At 53.2% G+C, this 20435-nt stretch carries 21 protein-coding genes; all 21 read left to right on the top strand.

Going from position 1 to position 20435, the window contains the following annotated elements:
* Positions 1-48: 48 nt before the first annotated feature.
* On the top strand, positions 49-285 hold the full coding sequence (locus BQ5591_RS10415) for a hypothetical protein (RefSeq protein WP_071149426.1): 237 nt from the start codon (positions 49-51) through the stop codon (positions 283-285).
* A 340-nt stretch (positions 286-625) separates the two neighbouring features.
* Positions 626-841 carry a hypothetical protein gene (locus BQ5591_RS10420; RefSeq protein ID WP_071149242.1) on the top strand — a complete coding sequence of 72 codons (216 nt, stop codon included), beginning with the start codon at positions 626-628 and terminating at the stop codon, positions 839-841.
* A gap of 32 nt (positions 842-873) precedes the next feature.
* Complete coding sequence (locus tag BQ5591_RS10425) at positions 874-1872, top strand: PRTRC system protein E (RefSeq protein WP_071149243.1); 999 nt, start codon at positions 874-876, stop codon at positions 1870-1872.
* A gap of 4 nt (positions 1873-1876) precedes the next feature.
* Positions 1877-2098 carry a PRTRC system protein C gene (locus tag BQ5591_RS10430; protein ID WP_071149244.1) on the top strand — a complete coding sequence of 74 codons (222 nt, stop codon included), beginning with the start codon at positions 1877-1879 and terminating at the stop codon, positions 2096-2098.
* Complete coding sequence (locus BQ5591_RS10435) at positions 2099-3241, top strand: hypothetical protein (protein WP_235817067.1); 1143 nt, start codon at positions 2099-2101, stop codon at positions 3239-3241. It abuts the gene before it with no gap.
* A complete protein-coding gene (locus tag BQ5591_RS10440; RefSeq protein WP_071149245.1) occupies positions 3228-3929 on the top strand; it encodes a prokaryotic E2 ligase family D protein in 702 nt (233 codons plus the stop codon). Before BQ5591_RS10435 ends, BQ5591_RS10440 begins: the two co-directional genes overlap by 14 nt.
* Complete coding sequence (locus BQ5591_RS10445) at positions 3926-4714, top strand: PRTRC system ThiF family protein (RefSeq protein ID WP_071149246.1); 789 nt, start codon at positions 3926-3928, stop codon at positions 4712-4714. The genes BQ5591_RS10440 and BQ5591_RS10445 overlap by 4 nt, the downstream gene beginning before the upstream one ends.
* Positions 4715-5312: 598 nt before the next feature.
* Complete coding sequence (locus tag BQ5591_RS10450; protein WP_071149247.1) at positions 5313-6425, top strand: DUF3575 domain-containing protein; 1113 nt, start codon at positions 5313-5315, stop codon at positions 6423-6425.
* Between the two features lie 17 nt (positions 6426-6442).
* On the top strand, positions 6443-7321 hold the full coding sequence (locus tag BQ5591_RS21150) for a FimB/Mfa2 family fimbrial subunit (protein ID WP_071149428.1): 879 nt from the start codon (positions 6443-6445) through the stop codon (positions 7319-7321).
* A gap of 48 nt (positions 7322-7369) precedes the next feature.
* Positions 7370-8287 carry a fimbrillin family protein gene (locus BQ5591_RS21155; protein ID WP_071149248.1) on the top strand — a complete coding sequence of 306 codons (918 nt, stop codon included), beginning with the start codon at positions 7370-7372 and terminating at the stop codon, positions 8285-8287.
* A 26-nt stretch (positions 8288-8313) separates the two neighbouring features.
* On the top strand, positions 8314-9870 hold the full coding sequence (locus tag BQ5591_RS10465; protein WP_071149249.1) for a fimbrillin family protein: 1557 nt from the start codon (positions 8314-8316) through the stop codon (positions 9868-9870).
* Positions 9871-9882: 12 nt separating this feature from the next.
* Positions 9883-11781: a fimbrillin family protein gene (locus BQ5591_RS10470; protein ID WP_071149250.1), complete on the top strand. Its 1899-nt coding sequence runs from the start codon at positions 9883-9885 to the stop codon at positions 11779-11781.
* An 11-nt stretch (positions 11782-11792) separates the two neighbouring features.
* Positions 11793-12320: a Pvc16 family protein gene (locus tag BQ5591_RS10475; protein WP_071149251.1), complete on the top strand. Its 528-nt coding sequence runs from the start codon at positions 11793-11795 to the stop codon at positions 12318-12320.
* 21 nt (positions 12321-12341) lie between these two features.
* A complete protein-coding gene (locus BQ5591_RS10480) occupies positions 12342-13121 on the top strand; it encodes a hypothetical protein (protein WP_159434450.1) in 780 nt (259 codons plus the stop codon).
* 64 nt (positions 13122-13185) lie between these two features.
* Entirely contained in the window at positions 13186-14775 is a 1590-nt protein-coding gene (locus BQ5591_RS10485; RefSeq protein ID WP_071149253.1) for a phage tail sheath family protein, read from the top strand.
* 43 nt (positions 14776-14818) lie between these two features.
* Positions 14819-15274 carry a phage tail protein gene (locus tag BQ5591_RS10490; protein ID WP_071149254.1) on the top strand — a complete coding sequence of 152 codons (456 nt, stop codon included), beginning with the start codon at positions 14819-14821 and terminating at the stop codon, positions 15272-15274.
* Between the two features lie 23 nt (positions 15275-15297).
* Positions 15298-15744 (top strand): phage tail protein, encoded by a 447-nt coding sequence (locus tag BQ5591_RS10495; protein ID WP_071149255.1) that lies wholly within the window; start codon positions 15298-15300, stop codon positions 15742-15744.
* A 192-nt stretch (positions 15745-15936) separates the two neighbouring features.
* Positions 15937-16596 (top strand): CIS tube protein, encoded by a 660-nt coding sequence (locus BQ5591_RS10500; RefSeq protein WP_071149256.1) that lies wholly within the window; start codon positions 15937-15939, stop codon positions 16594-16596.
* 23 nt (positions 16597-16619) lie between these two features.
* On the top strand, positions 16620-18395 hold the full coding sequence (gene vgrG, locus BQ5591_RS10505; RefSeq protein ID WP_071149257.1) for a type VI secretion system tip protein VgrG: 1776 nt from the start codon (positions 16620-16622) through the stop codon (positions 18393-18395).
* A 201-nt stretch (positions 18396-18596) separates the two neighbouring features.
* The gene (locus BQ5591_RS10510; RefSeq protein WP_071149258.1) at positions 18597-18896 is read left to right on the top strand and encodes a PAAR domain-containing protein; all 300 of its coding nucleotides are present in this window, start codon (positions 18597-18599) and stop codon (positions 18894-18896) included.
* Between the two features lie 68 nt (positions 18897-18964).
* Complete coding sequence (locus tag BQ5591_RS10515) at positions 18965-20425, top strand: fimbrillin family protein (protein WP_071149259.1); 1461 nt, start codon at positions 18965-18967, stop codon at positions 20423-20425.
* Positions 20426-20435: the final 10 nt, after the last annotated feature.

Below are 20435 nucleotides of genomic sequence, written 5' to 3' on the forward strand. Positions count from 1 at the left end.
CGACAGCCCCCGAAACCGGGAATGGCATTCCCATAAAACATGAAGATTATGAAAGCGAAAGAAAAAATCAGGAAAATAGCCGGCAACAGGTGGGCAAGGACGGCAGCATTGGCCCTCACAGCCGCCATCGCGTTCAGCTGGCTTTATTCGCACGGCATATCCCCCGTATGGACAGCCGTGGCCATCGTGTGTTTCAGGGGACTGTTCAGGTTCCTCTACCGGATAGCCTGTATTCTCGTGGCGCTCGCCATCATCCTGTGCATCCTGAGTTTTCTGGTCTTCTAATCTAAAGGAATAGGACATGTGCAGGCTTTACTATTACAGCATAAGGGAGCTGTCCGGACACGGACGGCTCTTTTTTTATCCTCATACATTGCATGGGAAAAGTGGAAAGACAGGAATGGAAGACACAGACATTGGCGACCCGATGAACTACAGGGCAAAGTTGGCAAATGCTTCTTGTCGGACGGCAAGGTCTGGCCTTGCGGTTTCGGAAAAAATCATCCTCGCCGGAGGCTCCGGTATTTTTCCCGAAAACCTTGCCTTTCCGGAAGCATTCGCCGCCCGGCCCCCGTAGTTCAACGGGCTGCCAAAGCCCGAGTATTCACATTAAACAATAAAGATTATGCGACAAGCGATCATCACAAGACAACCGTCACCGGCCCCGATAGGGATGCCCGTGGCAAGAAGACCGAAAGTGCACATCCCGCAGCCGGCAATCAAGCTGCCGCCAAGAGGAAGCGGTCCGGTACATATCTCCAGACTGCTGAACCCGATACTGGAAATATGCAGTCATCCGGATAGGGACAGGTTGCTGGCGGAACTCTTCAAGGACGCATAGAATCAATGTCTAACCATTTAATACAAAAGATTATGTTTTTTACACAGTTCAACCAACTGATGGCCGGAAGCGTGGACATCACGCTGGTCATCCGCAAATCAGCCACGGGCATGACGGTATCAGTACTGCCCAAGTCAAACGGGCTCAAGGACGAGGCCCAGAACCATATCGTGCCGCTGACCCTGTCCGGGACACCGGAAGAGCTTGACGGCGGTTTCTTCCAGACCATCGCAAGGCCGGTGCAGAAGGTATCGGGGCTGCTGACCAACATGGCGGAGTTCGAGAAACAGGCGGACAAGACCGCGAAAGACAGCAAGGCGGCCAAGGAAGCGAAGGCAAAAGAGACCAAGGAGGAAAAGGAAAAGCGGGAGAAGTATGAGAAACTGATGAAGAAGGCGGACGAGCTGGCAACGGCGAAAAACCACAAGGAGGCCGTGACCGTGTTTGGACAGGCAAAGGCGTACGCCAACCCTCAGCAGGCGAAGGAAATCGAGGAAAAAATCAAGGTACAGACCACCGAGCTCAACAAGGGCAGCCTGTTCGGCATGGAAGCCTTTGACCAACAGCCGGCTCCACAACCCGCACCGCAGCCACAGCCGCAACCTGTGCCACACCCCCGTCCGCTACAAGGGCAGGCTCCGGGGAACATGCCGCCGCAGCCGCATCCGGCAAACCGTGGGCAGCAGCCTGTCAGACAGCCTTTACCGCCGCGACAGCCTGTACAGCAGACGGCTCCTTATCCCGGAGGACAACAGCCATACCCCGCGCAGCCGTATCGCGGTCAGGGAGGACAATATCCTCAGCCGGGCGCATACGGACAGCAACAGGCGCCACAGCCGCTACAGCCGGCGGCAGGCTTTGACGGGGACATGCCGCAGTATGACGGGTATTCGATGATGGAAGACGGAACGTCCTCCTACGGGCAGGACGAACCGGACTACAACCCGGAAGAGTATGCGAACTACCCGGATTTCCCGATGGAAATGCTGAAAGGCGGAAACAGATATCAGACAACAAACCAACAAATGTAAGATTATGCCACTCGAAGTAAAAGGAATGACACGCTCATTCAAGTTCAAGAAAGGAACGGAGTATGTGACCCTGGCTGATCCGGGTACGGATTTCACGCCGGACATGGTCATGAGTTATTATTCGAACATGTACCCGGAACTGACGACGGCAACCGTCCACGGGCCGGTCATCAGGGAGGACATGGCGGAATACGAGTTCAAAACCACCATCGGGACAAAAGGATAAATGTATGGCAAAGGACAACAGAAAAAAGAAGAAATCATGCAGACTCTTGAGCGAATCCCAGGTGGAACAACTTGCAAGGTACATCATACAGGAAACCGGACAAGCCTACCGTTACGGAACAGAAAAGGAAAGAAGGATTGCGGCACCCAGCGGTGCCGTAATCGTTTTTTAAGCACGGTCTTCTCCGGTATCGTACCCGGATTTCTTATAAAAGACCATGCCGGAGAACCGTTCAACATACTGACGGATAAAAACTACAGGTTCCTGCTCGGTTCTTACCGGAAGTATGCAGAACTCATGGGGGCAAAAGCCCAGCATGTTCCGGGAAGGAATGTCGGGGAAAGCATCAACCAGCTGGTATATGACATGGAAACCCTGCTCAAGGACAATGCGGGTGTCAATATAGAGCAAAACGGGCAGCGCCTGTATTTCAACCTGTGGAAATATCACCAGTGGGGAGAATATACGCTGTATTATTTCCCCGTAAAATTCGTGGAAAATCTGAATCCGGTACTGAGGCGCATCGCCATATCGTTCATCAGCGGTATGGCGAAAGCCAACGGGATAGCCACGGTACTGGACGGAGAGGAAACTGAAACGGTACTTGACTGGATTGAAACGGCGGACCGGGATGAGCCGGAAGATGATGTGCGGCGCAGAAATGCCCTCGTCCGCTCATACCGGAGCGGGAAAATCAGAAGGTTGTTGAGACGGGTGGAGAAGACCTCCTATTACAAGAACCTACCTGCCGCCATGCGGAAATATTCTCCGCAGGACAACTGGGAAGCGGCACTGCTGGAACTGATGACAGAGGGTCTGCAATTCCTCCGCCCGGAAAAGCCGATCATGCAATACTGCTATGATCCGTACTTCGAGGAAGAACCGGATTACTGGCCGATGGGGCTTGACAGGCAGATACGGATTGCCTATGATATCCATGACATCGTGACGGAAAGTCTTGAAGAACAGTACAATTCCGACAGGCAGGAAACATACGACCTGATTCCCGTCACCACGATGGAAATATCCCCGGAAACGGACAGCCTGTTCAAGATGGACGATGATTATCCGGAACGTTTCTTCAGATGGGCGGACAGGTTCATAAACCACATATCAAATAATAAGGAAGATGGAGAAGAATGAGCTTACGAACACGATACATGCCACCCTATGCCCACGGGCGGTACTGATAGCTTATACCTATGAAGGGAATAATAATAAGTATTTCCTGGAGCAGCGGAGCATTGACGCGAGGGGAAGGATGGGTGAAGGACATCCTGTAACGGTGGAATTCATGAACGAACTGGTACGCAATTACTCGGAAACATACAGCGGTACGCCCCACGGCAGGCTACCGTCCAACCTGCTGTATGCGGATACCCGCAAGGGAAGCGAGAGATACGTCTGGTACAATCCTCCCGGGAAACGGAGGATGTACTTTGTCAGCGGCCTCGGGATAGAGAACGCGGAATACAACCTGCCGGGAATCATCTACGAAGCCGGGGACACACGGCTGGACGTCTACGCCTACAAGGAAGACAGGCCCGGCATGGAAACGGCACTCTATGCGGCGCCACTTTTCAACGTGACAGGGTCAAGCGTCTGTCTCGGTTCGGCAAGGATAGAAAAGCCAAAGGAACTGACTTATGTGAACCTGCTCGAATACTGGGAGAAAAAATTCTGGCTGACGGAGTTTTCCCATCTGGGAGGACACGGGAATCCAACGAAGTCAAACCTCGTACTGGTGACTAAGGCGGCAAGGGGCAAGCCTTTCGACCTGAAAGAATTGAAGCCGCTGAAGAATCTGAAACTTAAAGATATACTGAAATGAAGAGAGTACACTATATCGACAATTACCTGATAAACCCGCAGCATCCTGTGACAGTGAATGTCATCGGTGCGGGTGGGACAGGCTCTCAGGTGCTGACCTGCCTGGCACGGTTCGACATGGCACTCAGGGGGCTCGGGCATCCCGGACTGTTCGTGACAGCCTACGATCCGGACACCGTAACGGAAGCCAACATCGGACGCCAGCTCTTCAGCCCTTCGGACATAGGCCTGAACAAGGCGCAGTGCCTCGTCACGCGCATGAACAACTTCTTCGGGAACGGCTGGAAGGCGGTACCGGATATCTATCCGGCCATTCTGAAAGATGCCAGGCGGGACAACCTCGCCAATATAACTATCACCTGCACGGACAATATCAAGTCACGGCTCGACCTGTGGAACACGCTGAAAGCCGTGTCGGTTTCGGAATACAGAAGTTACGAGACACCCCTCTATTGGATGGACTTCGGAAACACGCAGACATCTGGCCAGGCCGTGCTGGGAACGGTACCGAAGAAAATCAAGCAACCGGTTTCCCGGCTCTACGAAACTGTAAGTTCGCTGAAAGTCATCACCCGGCTGGTGAAATATGCGAGCGTGAAGGAGAAAGATTCCGGCCCGAGCTGCTCGCTGGCGGAAGCTCTGGAAAAGCAGGATCTGTTCATCAATTCCACATTGGCGCAGTTGGGCTGCAACATTCTGTGGAAGATGTTCCGCCACGGGATGATTGAGCATCACGGGCTTTACCTCAATCTGGAAACGATGAAAGTTAATCCGATACCTGTATAACCTTGGGCCAAAGTTTTAAATATGAGTCTGAAATCTGTTCTTTTGAAACATGTATAGCAAAATATTCTGCTTCGGCAATGATTTTTTAACCATAGATTCTGCAATCACATAAAATTTTTCTCTACTTTTGTACTTGGTTAAGTATATCAAAATGGATTATGACAATAGAACACAACGGATATGGCAGGCAAATTTCCCTTCATCTGCTTGCATCGCTATTCTTGAAAGTATGGCGATGAGTCTTTTGTGTGCTCTAATCAATCTCATAATCAAACAGGAAACCTCTATCAAAACCTGTCCAGTCTCACTTGAATTGTTAAATTTCACTTGTAATAGTGAAAATATGTATCGGGGGGGTACGCGCAGGAATTTACTCCAAATTATTTAATTTTCAAAAGGTCGTCGGAAGGGATTACGCTTCCGTCAGTCCGTTTCAGCGAGAAACAATCACAGGACATACTGTGTCCCCGCCATGCAGTAATGGACGGGTGGACATGTTTATATACCCCGGTTACATACGATGCAAGGAGAAATTGCGCCTGTATGTGTCCGGGGCTTTTTGTATCCAATAGAGAACAAATAAACCATAGATGAATATATGAGTAAGACAATGAAAACCATAGTGACCGTCATCTGCGTTTTATTCCTGCTGCCTCTGTCGGCACAGGAAAAGCCGGATACGGTCTACACTTTCCGATTTGTACCGGACAGGGACATGTTCTACGTTCCTTATGGAGGCAATAATGCGGAACTGGAAAGACTGATGCAGTGCGTGGAGCAGTACAGGGCTGACATTCTCTCCGGAGAGACTCCGCTCTATGTGGACGGATACAGCACGGCAGGACAGGATGAGACAGAAAATCTCGCCATGTCGAAGGTCCGTTCCAACCGGGTGAAGTCAGAACTGATAGTGCGACAGAAACTGACAGAAGAATGCTTCATCACTAAAAATCACTCAGGAGGAGGTGACTATGTGACGGTGCGGATAGTTATCCCTGCGGATAATAATGAAGAAGCGAGACTTGCTACTGAGCGTGCTGAAAAGGAACAGCTTGCAGTGGAGCATGCCGAACAGCAGCGGATAACCACAGAAAAGGCTGAACAGGATCGCATCGCACATGATAGAGAACAGGCACACCTTGCCGCAGAACAGGCCAAGGCCGACAGCCTTGCCCAAGCACAGGCCGAAGCCGAAAGGCTCGCAGCCGAGAAATCGAAAACCGTCGATTCCTATACATTGTCCCTCCGTGCCAACCTGCTGCGCTGGGCGACCCTCACTCCCGATCTCGGCATCGAGTGGCGTATCAGCCCGTCCGTAGGTATCATGGTTAACGGCAGCTGGACGTCTTGGACATGGCAGGACAACGCCCGCCGCTACGCCTTGTGGGAAGTGTCTCCGGAGGTACGCTGGTATCTGGGCGATGCAAGACGCTGGTATGTCGGAGCGATGTTCAAGGCGGGACAGTTCAACTACAAGCTCTCCGGCACCGGCCGTCAGGGTGACCTTCTCGGCGGCGGCATCACCGGCGGCTACCAGATGCGCCTGACCGAAGCCCTCTCGATGGACTTCACCCTCGGACTTGGCTATCTGAATGCCGATACGGAGAAATACGAGGTGATCAATGGAGTGAGGGTTCGCGACGGCAACGGGACCAAGCACTGGGTCGGCCCGATAAACGCCGGAGTGACATTGGTATGGCAACTATTTTAAGAAAGGAGGATGAGATGATGAAAACGAACAGCATATACAAGACATCACTTTTAACGGCAGCCCTGCTGCTGGCCGCTACCTCCTGCGTAAAGGACGAGCTTCACGACACGCCGCATCCGGACACCGGTAAGATCACCGTCACCGCCGACTGGACCGACAGGGGCGATGGCGTGGGCATCCCTGAGGAATGGACAGTGACGATGGGCGACTACACAGGCACGGAGACCGGAGAGGCCCATGCGCCGGATTATCTCTTCAATCCCGGCGATTACACCCTCGCAGTGTATAACACCACCGAGAACATTACGATAAGCGGCACCACCGCCACCGTAGTTCAAGAAACAGGAACCGGAACATTCATCAGCAACGCCCCCGGCTGGCTGATGACCTCCGTACAGGATGTTACCGTCGAGGCCGACACCGACTATGACCTGACAGCTGCGATGCACCAGCAGGTACGCCAGCTTACCCTTGTTATCGAGCCTACAGGCGATGCGGCGGACAGGATAGAGAGCATCGAAGGCGCATTGTCAGGAGCGGCTGGCACGCTGGACTTCGCCACCGGAACCTACGGAGCGGCATCCGATGTCGCCCTGCACTTCACCAGGATAACCGAGGGTGACGATGCCGGCAAATGGACCGCCACCGTGCGGCTTCTGGGCATCGCAGGCAACCTCCAAAGGCTGACCGCCACGCTGACATACTCAAACGGCAACCCACAACCCACGGAACTTGAGAGCGACCTCACGGCAGCCCTCGCGGACTTCAACGCCGACAAGACAGAGCCTCTCACCCTCGGCGGTACCATGGCTGAGACCCCGGCGGAAGCCGGAGTGGAAGCCGGCATCACCGACTGGGAGAAGATTGACGGCGGCGGAGTGGATGCCGAGATGTAAGACGTACCGGACAGATAACTGAAAAGAAAATAATAAATTTAAGATACGATGAATACCAAGTTTTTTGCACTCGCAGCGCTTGCCCTCAGCCTGGCAGCCTGCACCAACGACAACGAAGCAATGGACAACAGCCCTGTGGCGGCACGCATCAACGCCGAAATCTCCGATGCGGTGGCTACCCGCGCCAGTGGGACGCAGTGGACCACGTACGACCAGATAGGTGTCTCTACCGTGGCAGGCACGGGTACTTATTACAACAACGTATGCTACGAATGGAACGGCAGCAGCTTTACCACACCGTCGGAGAACGCTATCTACTTCCAGACTCCCGAGAGTGTGACCTTCCGCGCCTACTATCCGTTCACGGGCACACCCGGCGAATCTGCGGGCGTATTGACTGGAGTCAGCACGGGAAGTGAGAACCAGACGGCTGAAAACCGGCCCCTCATCGACTTCCTCTATGCCACCGGAGCCACTGCCGATACGCACCATCCTACGATAGACTTCACCGACAACACCAAGGACAACGGAAGGGACTGTTCCTTCCACCACTGCATGAGCCAGATCACCATTACCTTCGAGGCAGGCAGCGGAGTAAGTTTCACCGCTGTCAAGCCTGTAAGCTACACGCTCTCCGGACTGACGCTGACGGGCAGCTTCGACACCGAAACCGGCATAGCCAAGGCGGATGAGAACGCGCAGGCAGCCGACCTCACCATGCCGATAGGCAGCACGCTCACCTCGTCGGTCATCCTCTTTCCGCAGACCATGACAAGCATTGACCTGACTGTGAATTTCAACGACAATGACTACAACGCCACGCTCACCGTACCCGAGGGCGCATTGAAAGCCGGCAACAATTACACATGGACCGTCACCGTCCGCAACAAGGACCTGAGCGTCGGCAAGGCCGAGATTAGTGACTGGAATCCGGTAAGCGGTGGCAATGTGAATGCAGACTTATAAATAAAACATTCAAAACCTGAGGAATCATGAGTTTCAGACATCTATCATATATTCTCTCCGGTGCGGTAGTGTTGCTTCTCGCAGCGACCGCCTGCACGCAGGACGAACTGGCGGACGGCACCCGTCTGCCTGAGGGCGAATACCCTTTGATTATCAACGCCACCGGACTCTCTGTAGAGGCAACCCCTGCTTCGCGTGCCACCGTGGACGGCAACTGGGACGGGGTCACGTCCGTGGCCCTCAGCTTAGGCAGCGAGACGAAGGAGTACAGCGTGACAACCACCGATGCCGAGAAAAAGACGGCTACCCTGAGCAACAACCTCTCCCCGTTCTGGTGGACGAGCCGCAACGATATCACCGTCAGCGCCTGGTGGCCATACGACCAGACCAACATCTCGCAGATGCCCACCGTGGTGGTGAAGGCCGACCAAAGCACAGCGAACGACTTTGCAGCCAGCGACTACATCTCCGCTGAGAACCAGACGGTGCACTTCGACAACCCGACTTTGGCGTTCAGCCACCGCACGGCACGGGTGACTATTATACTTAGAGAGGGCGCCGGTATCAACGACCTGACAGGAGCGGAAGTCTATGTGACCGGCCTCTCCACGGACGGCGGCAATCCGGCATTCATCAGCACCTATGCACCGGGCAACGACACCTACGAGGCACTTGCCGCACCGCAGACCGTGAAAGCAAACACACCTTTCATTCAAGTGGACTTGAACGGCGGTACCTTCTACTTCCGCCCGCAGAACAGCGTGGAGCTGAAGGCTGGCAGCCGCTACACCTACACCGTCAATGTCACTGCCAAGGGGCTGGAACTGGCAGGCTGCACCATCGGTGACTGGACACTTGGTGTAGGCGAGAGCGGCACGGCAGAGGATTTGGGGTACTCCTACAATGCGGACACCCATACCTACTCCGTCTATACACCCAACGGTCTGACGGAATGGGCAAAAGCTGCACAAAACGACCCATCGCTGAACTGCACCTTGACCGAAGACATCAATATGGTGGACAAGAACTGGACACCAATAGGTAATAGCTTTCAAACATACAACGGCACTTTTGACGGACAAGGGTACAGCATCACGGGATTAAATGCTCCCTCGCTTTTTGGAGGAACAGGAGAAAGTGCAACGGTAAAGAATCTGCAACTCGTGGATGTGGAATTATACGAATCAGGCGGAGGTACAGCCGGTATAGTGGTTAATAATTATGGCCAAGTCATTGCCTGCTCCGTAACGGGGAAGATTGACGCTTTCAGTGCTGTCAGTGGTATAGCCTACGCAAATCAAGGCAGCATCACCGCCTGCTGGTTCGACGGAACATTAAAAGAGAATGCAAGTGGAGGTATAGTAAATTATAATTTTAGCATTGGTTCTATAACAGCTTGCTATTGGCGTGCTAATACAGACAAAGGAGTATACAATAATGAAGGAGGAACGATAGACGCCACGAAGGTGAATGACGGCGAATCGTGGGAGAATGCCATAGACGGCATGAACGCCGCCCTTACCGACAATGCCTACCAATGGGAGCTCGGCACCGACGGTCTGCCTGTGTTGAAGAAGAAGTAAAAACAGGACATTATGAAACGATATACCTTACATACATTCTCGACACTCGCCCTGCTTCTTGCGGCCACCGCCTGCACGCAGGACGATGTTGGAACGCTGCCCGACGGCATGCAGCCGCTGATGCTGACCGCCGCCATAGAGGGCAATGCAGAGACCCGCGCCACCGTGGACAACCGGTGGAACGGCAATGAGACGATAGCCCTGCAAGTAACCGACGGGAACGGCACGGAGTGGTACGACTACACGGTGGACGATAAAGGCAACCTGTCCGGCGACTACTACTGGACAAATCCAAGTTCCATCACCGTGCAGGGCCTTTACCCGAATATCATGGTGAAAAACAACGACTGGACATGGAGCGTGGAGGAAGACCAAAGCAGCGATGAAGCCTATCAGTCAGGCGACCTGCTTTGCAGTGAATCCAAGGCTGTGAGCTTCGCCCAGACGCCCGCCCTCACTTTCTACCACCAGACCGCCAAGGTGGTGGTAAACATCAAGCAGGAAGGATTACCCACAAGCATCGGCGCCACGGCAGACAACATTAGCCTGACCATCGGTGAGGGTGACATCCTCACGATGGACGGCTCGTTCTCCCTCCCAACGGCAGCGGACAGTGACGACCGTTGGCTCGGCACATGGGCATCCGGTAGCACCAAAGGCAGCATCAAGCCCCACCTTGCCACGACCACGGAGACCGACAACTTCGCCACTTACGAAGCCTTTGTCATCCCGCAGTCCGTGGCGGCAGGCTCAAGGCTGTTTACCTTTACCGCCGAGAAGGACGGCACCTCCTACGGTCCGTTTTACTACACCCTGAAAAATAATGTAAACTGGAACCCCGGCTATGTCTATACCTACGACATCACCGTCTTCCACTACGGGCTTGAGGTGCAGGTATCGGAAGGTATCAATTGGGAAAACGGTGCTACAGGCAGCGGCAGCATCACCCTGAAAGATTACACCTACGACGAAAGCACCAAGACCTATTCCGTCTATACCGCCGAGGGGCTGGACGCATGGGCGGAAGCGGCAAACCAAGATTTGAGTACCAATTGTACCCTGATGACAGACATAGATCTTTCGGGCGTGAATTGGGAACCGGTGGCTTTTGGGAATTATAATACATATTATACTGGAACTTTCGATGGTAATGGACATACTATTAGCAATCTGACAATAACAAATCTGTATTTCAATTATTATTGTGGAATGTTTGGTAGTGTAGGAACAAATGCAACCATAAAAAATCTGACCCTTGAGAATGTGAGCCTGAATGTTAGTTCTAATGAAGGTCTTGCTGCAATAGGAGCTTTGGCTGGGTCTAATCAAGGTATCATCTCGAACTGCAATGTTTCTGGAAACATCTCTACAAATTCTCGATTGTTCTATGTAGGAGGCATCGTCGGAAGGATGGATTCTGGAGTTATACAATATTGCCATTCCTCGGCTTCTATTCAAGGAGGAAACTCTACTTATGTAGGCGGAGTATTGGGAGGCGAATATGCCACGGCAACAGTTATCAAAGGTTGCTCGTTTTCGGGTTCAATTACCAGTGATAGAGCAGTTGGTGGCGTTGCAGGATATTGTAGGTTCTTCAATGACATGATTGGATGTTATTCTGTAGGAGAATTATCTAATCTATCAACAACTGCATATAGAACAGGAGGAGTTGTCGGTTTCCTGCAAATCAACACCACGGCTAACGCCTGCTATTGGAGCAACTTCGACGGTGTAGGTGTAGGTTATTGTAATGAAAACAATCAGTGGGACGGAGCCTACAAGGTAGATGGAGAAGCTATTAATTGGGCGCAGGCCACTGAAGCCATGAACGCCGCCCTCGGCACAGATGCCACCTACCTGTGGCATACCGATGCCCCGGATACTCCACCGACCCTCGTGCCGAACAATTAAACTGAAACGCAATGATACGTAAGATACTGACATACTACGCCGAACGCTTGGAGGAATACCTCAGCCGTACTCACCGCCAGCCCGAAGGGATTGCAACGGTAGGACTTATCGGTACTGCCTCTGAAGAGACACCGAACAAACTGGTGGTATCCCTCGTGAACCTCGAAAAGGAGGCATCCGGGGATGGCGTGTATATGCAGCGTGCTTCAAGCGGATATGCGGGACGGCTTGCACCGCTGATGCTGAACATGCACATCATGCTGGCTGCCGTCTACGAGAGCAAGCGATATGCGGAGTCCCTGTCAGTCCTGTCGGACACCCTGGAGTTCATCCAGTCCATGCCGAAGTTCAGTGTGGACGGTGCGGTATATACCATAGAGGTGGTGCCGATGTCCACAATGGACCTGCACAATATCTGGACGACAATGGGCGGCCAGTACCATCCGTCAGTCATCTGCAAGGTACGCGGCCTGACCATAGACTCCGGCACGGTCATCTCCGGCACAGGAGCGGCCACAGGAAATGAAGTAAGAATGTAGACAACTAATGATATAAGCAAGATGAGCAGTTACAGTCCGCTATACATGTTGAGCATCCGGCACGGCTATTTTGACGATGGTCTCTGCCGGGCGTTCTCCTGCACTCCAGCACCGCCCGGGCAGGAACTCATGCGCAGGCGCGGACTGCTGTTCAGACAGACGGATGTAGGTTCATGGACCATTCTGTGCGATACCGCTGGATCCGGGCCGGATACCGGAACGGATGTCCTGAAACTGGACCTGGCCATCACAGACCCGCAGTTCGTCCTCTACACCCTGTGGGAGGACTTCCGTCCGACAGCCGCATATACGCTGGCTCTTCCGCTTCCAGAAGGCGGTACAGCGGATGGTACAAATGCCTTGATGGAGTCTGCCGCAGCACGGCAGATCGGACGCGGCTTATGTACGGTCAGCCTACGGTTGACAGAAGAGATGTGGCAGGATGCCCTGAAAGGTCATCCACAGGGCTGCACCCTGCGGTTCACTCCGAAAGCGTGCAGGTGGGAATACCGGCTGGATTTCCGGAAGGACACCCTCCGGCCATCCGGACAGCTCATGCTGGAGGAGAGAGGCGGAAGACTGACTTTTCCGCCGTTTGCAAAGACGGAGGACGGCATATTCCGGACGGTTTCGGAAGAATCCGTGCCGATGCACGTCCGCTATGACATCGACCTGAGACTCACATGCAGGCAGGAGAACTCGGACAGACGCCAGACCCTCATGCGGCATATCCCGCCGCCCGAGACCGGTGCCTATCTGGATTCGGAACCAAGGATACTGAAGCGCATAATCAGAATATGACAGTCAGGAACAAGTATAACCAAATAATTAATAATATGTCAAACCAATTAAACCCAAGTAGCTTATGGCACAGATGAAGACCCCTGGCGTTTACATCGTGGAGAAAAGCGCCTTTCCCAATTCGGTAGTCGAAGCGGCTACAGCGATCCCGGCTTTCATCGGAATCACCGAGAAAGCCCAGAACGGTCCGGACTCCCTCAGCGGCAAGCCGTGGAAGATCACGTCCATGACCGAGTTCCAGCAGTATTTCGGCGGAGCACCGGCTCCGAAATTCGTGCTTTCCGTGGGCGATGCTCCGAAGGAGGGCGACCCGGCTCCATTCTACAGCCTCCCGTCACCTGACGGCAGCAAGGCTGTCACGGTCATTGACCAGAGCGGACCTTTCTCCCTGTATTACCAGATGGTCATGTTCTATGCCAACGGCGGTGGTACCTGCTACATCGTCTCTGTCGGTACTTACGCAGAAGGTGCGCCTGTGGACAAGGACAAGGTCGTGGCCGCTCTCGCAGCCATGGAGAAGGAGCAGGAGATCACGATGGTGGTCGTCCCGGAAGCCGCATCCGTACCTGACTGCAAGGACATCCAGACTCAGGTGCTGGCGCATTGCGGAAAGATGATGAACCGAATCGCTATCCTCGATGTGCAGCCGAAAGCCGCCGCACACGAGACCATGTCCGACCAGATAGAGACTTTCCGCACCAATGTAGGTGCCAATTTCCTCTCATACGGTGCCGCCTACTATCCGTGGCTGAACACATCCGTATTGTCCGTCAAGGACATAGACGGCACGGTGCTGACATGGGACTTTACCCAGCCGACTCCTGACATCGCTCCGTTCTTCGCTCCCGGCTCCAAGTTCCCGAAATACTTCGCGGACACATACGCTGAGATTGCCGCAGGCAAGAAGGTGGTGAAGCCGGCCCAGAAGGACGAGACTGGAGCAGAAACAGTTCCTGCCGAGACAGCGGACTGCACGCCGGACGAACTGGCAGCCATGAAGACCAACCTGCACAACGCCCTGCTGCAGAATCTTCCGGGCTATCAGTATATCGTGAACAAAGTAAAAGACAGGCTTAACCTGCTTCCTCCTTCAGCTGCCATGGCAGGCCTCTACACAATGGTGGACAATACGAGAGGGGTCTGGAAAGCCCCTGCAAATGTGAGCGTAAACTATGTGAACAGCCCCGTCGAGAACATCGACAACGCCATGCAGGAAGACCTGAACATGCCGATGAACGGCAAGGCGGTGAACGCCATCCGCACTTTCCCGGGCGAAGGCATCAAGGTGTGGGGTGCAAGGACACTGGACGGCAATTCCCAGGACTGGAGGTATGTCAATGTGCGCCGCACGATGATGTTCCTTGAAGAGTCGGTGAAGAACGCAGCCAAGGCATACGTGTTTGAGCCGAATGTGGCCGCCACTTGGATGAACGTGCGCTCGATGATAGACAACTTCCTGCGCAGCGTATGGAAACGGGGCGGACTTGCCGGAGCCACTCCGGAGGACGCATACGAAATTCATGTGGGACTGGGTGATACGATGACCGCCACAGACATCCTCGACGGCATCATGCGCATCACGGTACTGGTGGCCATTACCCGTCCGGCAGAGTTCATCGAAATCACCTTCCAGCAGCAGATGCAGAAGAGCTGATAACTGTATGTTGAATTAATAACACATTAAAACATAAAGAATTATGACAGAAGATGGATCAGCACAGAGCGCAGCAACGTGGCCCGTGCCCGAATTTCATTTCAGCGTGGAGATAGCCGATGTAGGCAAGATCTCCTGCAAGGAAGTATCAGGACTCGACATGGAGTTCGACGTGATTGAATACCGCTCCGGTGACATGCCCGGATTTACCAAGGTGAAGATGCCGGGGCTGAAGAAGACCGGAGACGTGACACTCAAGAAAGCGATGTTCAAATCAGACACGAAACTATGGGACTGGATCAACCAGGTAAAGATGAATGTCATCAAGCGTTCAAGCATAACGGTTGCCCTTTTAGATGAAAACGGGGAACCCGTGCAGAAATGGAATCTGACCAACGCATGGCCGAAGAAGTACACCGTGGAAGGGTTCAAGGCCGACGGCAACAGCGTATCGATGGAAACCATTGTGATTGCCCACGAGGGTGTGACTCCGGCATAGTGTAAACCTTTGACTGTTCAGGCATGGCTCATGACAGCAAGACATGGAAACCGCCGGTACTCTTCCACTTCACGGTGGAGTTCCAGTGGGGAAAAGACAAGGCATCCGCCTCCTTTGCGGAGGTGGATGGCCTTGGTCAGGAACTTGTGCTTGAAACAGGAAGCAACAAGGTGAATCTGGCAACCGATGTTAAAGTCTCGGATGTCACTCTGAAACGTGCTATCGAGCCCATCAACGAGAAAATCACGGTCTGGGTCAAGAACACATTTCTGTTTAAGCACGGAGCAAAGATAAAGCCGTGTACACTGCATGTTTCTCTGCTCGATGAACAGGATAAGATTGCAGCAAGATGGACTTGTGAATGGGCTTTTCCTATCAAATGGACTGTCGGTCAGCTGAACGCCTCGGAAAGCAAGATTGCTGTCGAGACCATTACTTTACGGTGCAAATCATTGAGGAGGAACAGATAATGCCGATTGTCATCAAGGAAATACGGGTCAGTACAGTAGTGGAGAAGAAAATTATCCTCCCGGAGGAGATTTCTCAGAGGGCATTGGAATCCCTTAAACGGGCTGTGCTGGAGGAACTCTCTGAAAAGGAGGAGCATAGGCATTCGATGGACATCAGAAAAAAGGAACGTTGAACGATAGAATGGAAAAGAAATGGAGAATCTGACATTTACAGGGTACACAGACCCGAAGTACGGCAGCGAGACAGGCAGCTATACTGCACTGTTGGATCCAGACACGCTCAAACTTGACAAGGAAATCGTGTATGCCGAAGACAGGCAGCTCGGAGCCATCGGAGGGAATGTAAAATTCGTACGGTACAAGGCAGAGAACCTGTCGTTCAAGTTCACCATAGACTGCACGGGGCTTGTGGAGGGGACGAAAGAAAATGACCAAGTGTACAATAAGATACAGGAGATAGAGAACCTGCTGTATGTCTATAACACGGACGGACACCGCCCCTCTTATGTGAAAGTTCTGTATGGGACGATGGTATTTCACGGACAAGTGAAGAAGTTCGAGGTGGACTACACCCTCTTTGATGACAAGGGTAATCCTCTACGGGCATCGGTGTCCTTGACCTTTACCGGATTCCGAAACAGCGAGGAGGAACGCAAGAAATTCTCCAAGCAGTCTCCCGACATGTCCCGGCTCATCACCGTCAAGGAGGGCGAGACACTGCCTTACCTCTGCTACAGGATATACGGGGATTCCCTGCTTGTCCGGGAGGTGGCGAGGTTCAACGACTTGGATAGTTTCAGAAACATACCGGCTGGGACACAACTGCTGTTCCCTCCGCTTAAAAAGAGTTGACAACAAAGACAGAAAGGAGCAATATGGCAGACTCACCATCGAAATACGCTGACCGCATCCTTGCCTGGACGGTTTACGCAGGCGGAAGCAGGCTGGACGGCTCATTCGAGCTTGTCTCGGCCCGCATTCGCCTCGAACTGAACCGGATCGGCAAGGCCACCCTGTGCTTCAACGCCGGGGACATGGATACGCAGACTTTCGATGAGAGCGATTCGGACAGTTTCAAGCCGGGCAATACCATACGTCTGGATGCAGGTGACCTGAACGACCAGAAGACCCTGTTCGAGGGCATCATCATGCAGACGGGCATCCGTATCGGAAAGAACTGCCGCTCCATGATGGTGGTGGAATGCAGGGACAACGCCTGGCCTGCCACACAGGGACGGCACAACCGGATTTTCGAGAAGAAGAAGGACAGCGAGATGATCAGCGAGGCCCTTTCCTCCTACGGCAGCGTTTCGGTAGATGGCACGGATTACAAGCATCCGGAGATGGTGCAGTATTACTGTACGGACTGGGACTTCGCCCTTTCCCGTGCCGATGCTTGCGGTATGTTCATCCTCACCACAGGCACTGCCATCAAGGTGTTCAAGCCGGATGTGGGAGCATCCCCGGTGCTGACCGTCACATACGGCAACGATCTTATTTCCTTCGACTGTGGACTTTCCGCAGGGGACCAGTTCTCAGGCTACGATGCGGTGTCATGGAATCCTGCGGAACAGAAGCAGGTCAAGACTTCCGCCTCCGCCCCGTCCCTGAACAGCCAGGGCGACATGGCGGCAAGCGACCTCTCCTCGGACGGCAGCATGCTTCTCCAGACAGATGCCCCGGTAGACAGTTCCGTACTGAAAGCATGGGCGGACAGCCTTGCATTGAAAGCCGGACTGTCACGATACAGGGGTAGAGTCAGCTTCTATGGTGCTGCGGAGGTCGTGCCGGGCTGTGTCATCGAGCTGAAAGGCTTGGGCAAACGCTTCAACGGCAATGCCTTCATCGGCTCCGTGACCCATATCATTGAAAAGAACGAGTGGATAACAGAGGCGGGCATCGGGATAGACCCCGCGTGCATCACCGACGAGCCGGATGTGGTGAGTCCTGCGGCGGCGGGACTTCTGCCCGGCATGGAGGGACTGCATACGGCGGTGGTCAAGAAACTTGACGGCGACCCCGCCGGAGAATATCGCATACAGGTGGAACTGCCTTGGCTAGAGGGAGAGAACAAGCTACTTTGGGCACGGCTCTCATCCCTGTACGGGACAAATGGCTCCGGCACATTCTGGCTGCCGGAACCGGATGACGAGGTACTTGTAGGCTTCGTGAACAACGACCCGGTCCATCCGGTCATCCTCGGCTCCGTCTATGGGGCCAAGCACAAGCCGCCTTATGAATATACGGCGGAAAACAACATGAAAGCGCTCGTCACTCGCGAGAAAATGAAGATTGAGTTTGACGAGGAGAAGAAGATAATCACGGTATCCACCCCCGGAAACAACAAGGTGGAACTCAACGATGACGGGAAATCCGTTACCTTGACCGATGCCAACGGGAACGAGGTGAAAATGGACAAGGACGGGATATCCCTTTCATCGGCCAAGAACATAAAGCTGAGTGCGAAAGGCAACATCACGATGGATGCCACGATGAAACTCAGCGGCTCGGCCAAGCAGGACGCCAGTCTCGAAGGGCTGAACGTCACGGTGCAGGGCAAGATGGGCGCGACCGTCAAGGGAAAAGCCACGGCGGAACTGTCCGCCAGCGGCCAGACTACCGTAAAGGGAGCTATGGTCATGATAAATTGAAAATTATATAAAAAGGTGATTTCTGCGTTATGCTCATTTCAGAAATCCTCACATACGAAAGTATGCTCCGGTATTCTGAAATATCGCAGGCCTTGAACTCCCTCTTTTTATATGAATTTTCAGAACAGGGATGAAAGTGAAACGAAAAAAGAAACGATATATGAATGGAAGTGGAACATATAAAATAGAAAGGAGGAGTCTATGCCGCCGGCTGCAAGACTGACAGACATGCACACCTGCCCCATGCAGACTCCGGGTCTGCCGCCTATACCCCATGTGGGAGGGCCGATAGTCGGTCCGGGTGTGCCGAATGTACTGATAGACAAGATACCTGCCGCTGTCATGGGGGACATGTGCGTATGTGTCGGGCCGCCCGACAGCATTGTCAAAGGCTCCGCCACGGTAATGATCGGAGGCAAGCCTGCCGCACGGATGGGCGACACCACCGCACACGGAGGCAGCATAGTGATGGGCTGTCCAACTGTAATGATTGGCGGATGACTGCCGTTGAGAGCATTGTTACGAAGAATGTATATAAAACACAATAGAATAACATAAAAGAGAACGATATGAACAAGAGAACATTAATCGGCATAATCCCCGCAGCAGCCCTCCTGCTGCTTGCCGCCTGTACGCAGGACGAACCGGGCGGACAAGGCAATGAATTGCCTTACGGCGAATATCCGTTGCAAATAGGCGGCGTCACCCTCAATGTGGAAAGCGGCGCGGAGCCGTGGAGTGCAGAGGGACCGCAGACCCGTGTTACTGAGGATAATACCGATGGCAAGAGCAGTGTGTGGGAATGGGACGGCTCGGAAACAATACGTGTGCAGCTGGGCGACGAAACCGCAGACTATACGCTGAATGTCGGCGAGGAATTGACACCTGACAGGCAGCTCTACTGGACAAGCACTGACCCCGCCCGCGTCACCGCCTGGTATCCAACGGATGAGACGATAGATTTCAGCGACCAGACAAATGGTCTTGCCTATCTGCTGAAAGCCGAAGTGCAGGATGCCACCTACAACAATGAAATTACCCTTGGCTTCAAGCACCAACTTGCCAAGGTGCGCTTAGTGCTCAGCGGCACGCAGGCCGGTATGGCGCAGAGCGTGGAAGTCTACGGCTACACCACCTGCACGAACAATGAAGGCGCTCCCGTCACCGATGGCAGCACCACGCAAGGCTGGATAAAGATGAAGCACACCACCTATACTGACGGCACTGAGTGCTGGGAGGCCAACGTAGTGCCCGATGTAGTGATAGACCGTGTAAAGGTGAATGGCATCGAAACCACTCTTACCACGCCCCTCACCCCGGTAGTGGCGGCGCTTAATACGATAACCATCAGCGTAGAGCAAGCACCTACAGAAATAGACCTTGGCACCTGCGAAGGCACAACCCTTACCGTCAGCGGAAAGACCATCCTCAAGGGTGACGGACAGCAAAAGAACCTGCAAATCACCGTCGAACCCGATACAGAACTTACCCTGCAGGATGTTAATATCTTTTACAATGAAGGCCCTACTATCATTTGCCAAGGAACTGCCCACATCACTCTCAGCGGTACTAATCAACTTAGTCCGACATCAAAAGGAGCTGACCCCTTTTATAGTGACTTGGGTTCCGGCATCGAAGTACGCTCCAGCGGTACGCTTACCATAGAAAGCGAACCTAAAGCAACATTGACCATAACTCGGAGAAGAACGGACACAGCTATCTATTTATTGTATGGGGCAGGTATCGGTTTGTATGAGAATGCCAACCTTGTCATCAAAGGAGGTACAATTACCGTGACTGGCGGTTCACCAACTGCAGAAGGCGGAGCCAACATTGGAGAATTCGTAAGCCAGGATGCCGGGACAATCACGCTTGAAGGTGGAACATTCACGCTTCAAAACCAATGTATGTTGAGCAGTCTTGTTGGAGCGGGTTCTTATGGCACATGCGGCACTGTCACCATCCGTGCCGGTGTCACTATCAACGGAACAACCTACGCGGAAGACCATGTCGGAGTAATCAAAGAATAAAAAGAGTGCC

This window comes from Bacteroides ndongoniae (genome assembly GCF_900108345.1).
Taxonomy (GTDB): Bacteria; Bacteroidota; Bacteroidia; order Bacteroidales; family Bacteroidaceae; genus Bacteroides; species Bacteroides ndongoniae.

What these genes read in the sequence shown, in the direction of transcription:
- BQ5591_RS10415 (WP_071149426.1), top strand. Translation starts at nt 49, where the DNA reads ATGAAAGCGAAAGAAAAAATCAGGAAAATAGCCGGCAACAGGTGGGCA.
- BQ5591_RS10420 (WP_071149242.1), top strand. Translation starts at nt 626, where the DNA reads ATGCGACAAGCGATCATCACAAGACAACCGTCACCGGCCCCGATAGGG.
- BQ5591_RS10425 (WP_071149243.1), top strand. Translation starts at nt 874, where the DNA reads ATGTTTTTTACACAGTTCAACCAACTGATGGCCGGAAGCGTGGACATC.
- BQ5591_RS10430 (WP_071149244.1), top strand. Translation starts at nt 1,877, where the DNA reads ATGCCACTCGAAGTAAAAGGAATGACACGCTCATTCAAGTTCAAGAAA.
- BQ5591_RS10435 (WP_235817067.1), top strand. Translation starts at nt 2,099, where the DNA reads ATGTATGGCAAAGGACAACAGAAAAAAGAAGAAATCATGCAGACTCTT.
- BQ5591_RS10440 (WP_071149245.1), top strand. Translation starts at nt 3,228, where the DNA reads ATGGAGAAGAATGAGCTTACGAACACGATACATGCCACCCTATGCCCA.
- BQ5591_RS10445 (WP_071149246.1), top strand. Translation starts at nt 3,926, where the DNA reads ATGAAGAGAGTACACTATATCGACAATTACCTGATAAACCCGCAGCAT.
- BQ5591_RS10450 (WP_071149247.1), top strand. Translation starts at nt 5,313, where the DNA reads ATGAGTAAGACAATGAAAACCATAGTGACCGTCATCTGCGTTTTATTC.
- BQ5591_RS21150 (WP_071149428.1), top strand. Translation starts at nt 6,443, where the DNA reads ATGAAAACGAACAGCATATACAAGACATCACTTTTAACGGCAGCCCTG.
- BQ5591_RS21155 (WP_071149248.1), top strand. Translation starts at nt 7,370, where the DNA reads ATGAATACCAAGTTTTTTGCACTCGCAGCGCTTGCCCTCAGCCTGGCA.
- BQ5591_RS10465 (WP_071149249.1), top strand. Translation starts at nt 8,314, where the DNA reads ATGAGTTTCAGACATCTATCATATATTCTCTCCGGTGCGGTAGTGTTG.
- BQ5591_RS10470 (WP_071149250.1), top strand. Translation starts at nt 9,883, where the DNA reads ATGAAACGATATACCTTACATACATTCTCGACACTCGCCCTGCTTCTT.
- BQ5591_RS10475 (WP_071149251.1), top strand. Translation starts at nt 11,793, where the DNA reads ATGATACGTAAGATACTGACATACTACGCCGAACGCTTGGAGGAATAC.
- BQ5591_RS10480 (WP_159434450.1), top strand. Translation starts at nt 12,342, where the DNA reads ATGAGCAGTTACAGTCCGCTATACATGTTGAGCATCCGGCACGGCTAT.
- BQ5591_RS10485 (WP_071149253.1), top strand. Translation starts at nt 13,186, where the DNA reads ATGGCACAGATGAAGACCCCTGGCGTTTACATCGTGGAGAAAAGCGCC.
- BQ5591_RS10490 (WP_071149254.1), top strand. Translation starts at nt 14,819, where the DNA reads ATGACAGAAGATGGATCAGCACAGAGCGCAGCAACGTGGCCCGTGCCC.
- BQ5591_RS10495 (WP_071149255.1), top strand. Translation starts at nt 15,298, where the DNA reads ATGGCTCATGACAGCAAGACATGGAAACCGCCGGTACTCTTCCACTTC.
- BQ5591_RS10500 (WP_071149256.1), top strand. Translation starts at nt 15,937, where the DNA reads ATGGAGAATCTGACATTTACAGGGTACACAGACCCGAAGTACGGCAGC.
- vgrG (WP_071149257.1), top strand. Translation starts at nt 16,620, where the DNA reads ATGGCAGACTCACCATCGAAATACGCTGACCGCATCCTTGCCTGGACG.
- BQ5591_RS10510 (WP_071149258.1), top strand. Translation starts at nt 18,597, where the DNA reads ATGCCGCCGGCTGCAAGACTGACAGACATGCACACCTGCCCCATGCAG.
- BQ5591_RS10515 (WP_071149259.1), top strand. Translation starts at nt 18,965, where the DNA reads ATGAACAAGAGAACATTAATCGGCATAATCCCCGCAGCAGCCCTCCTG.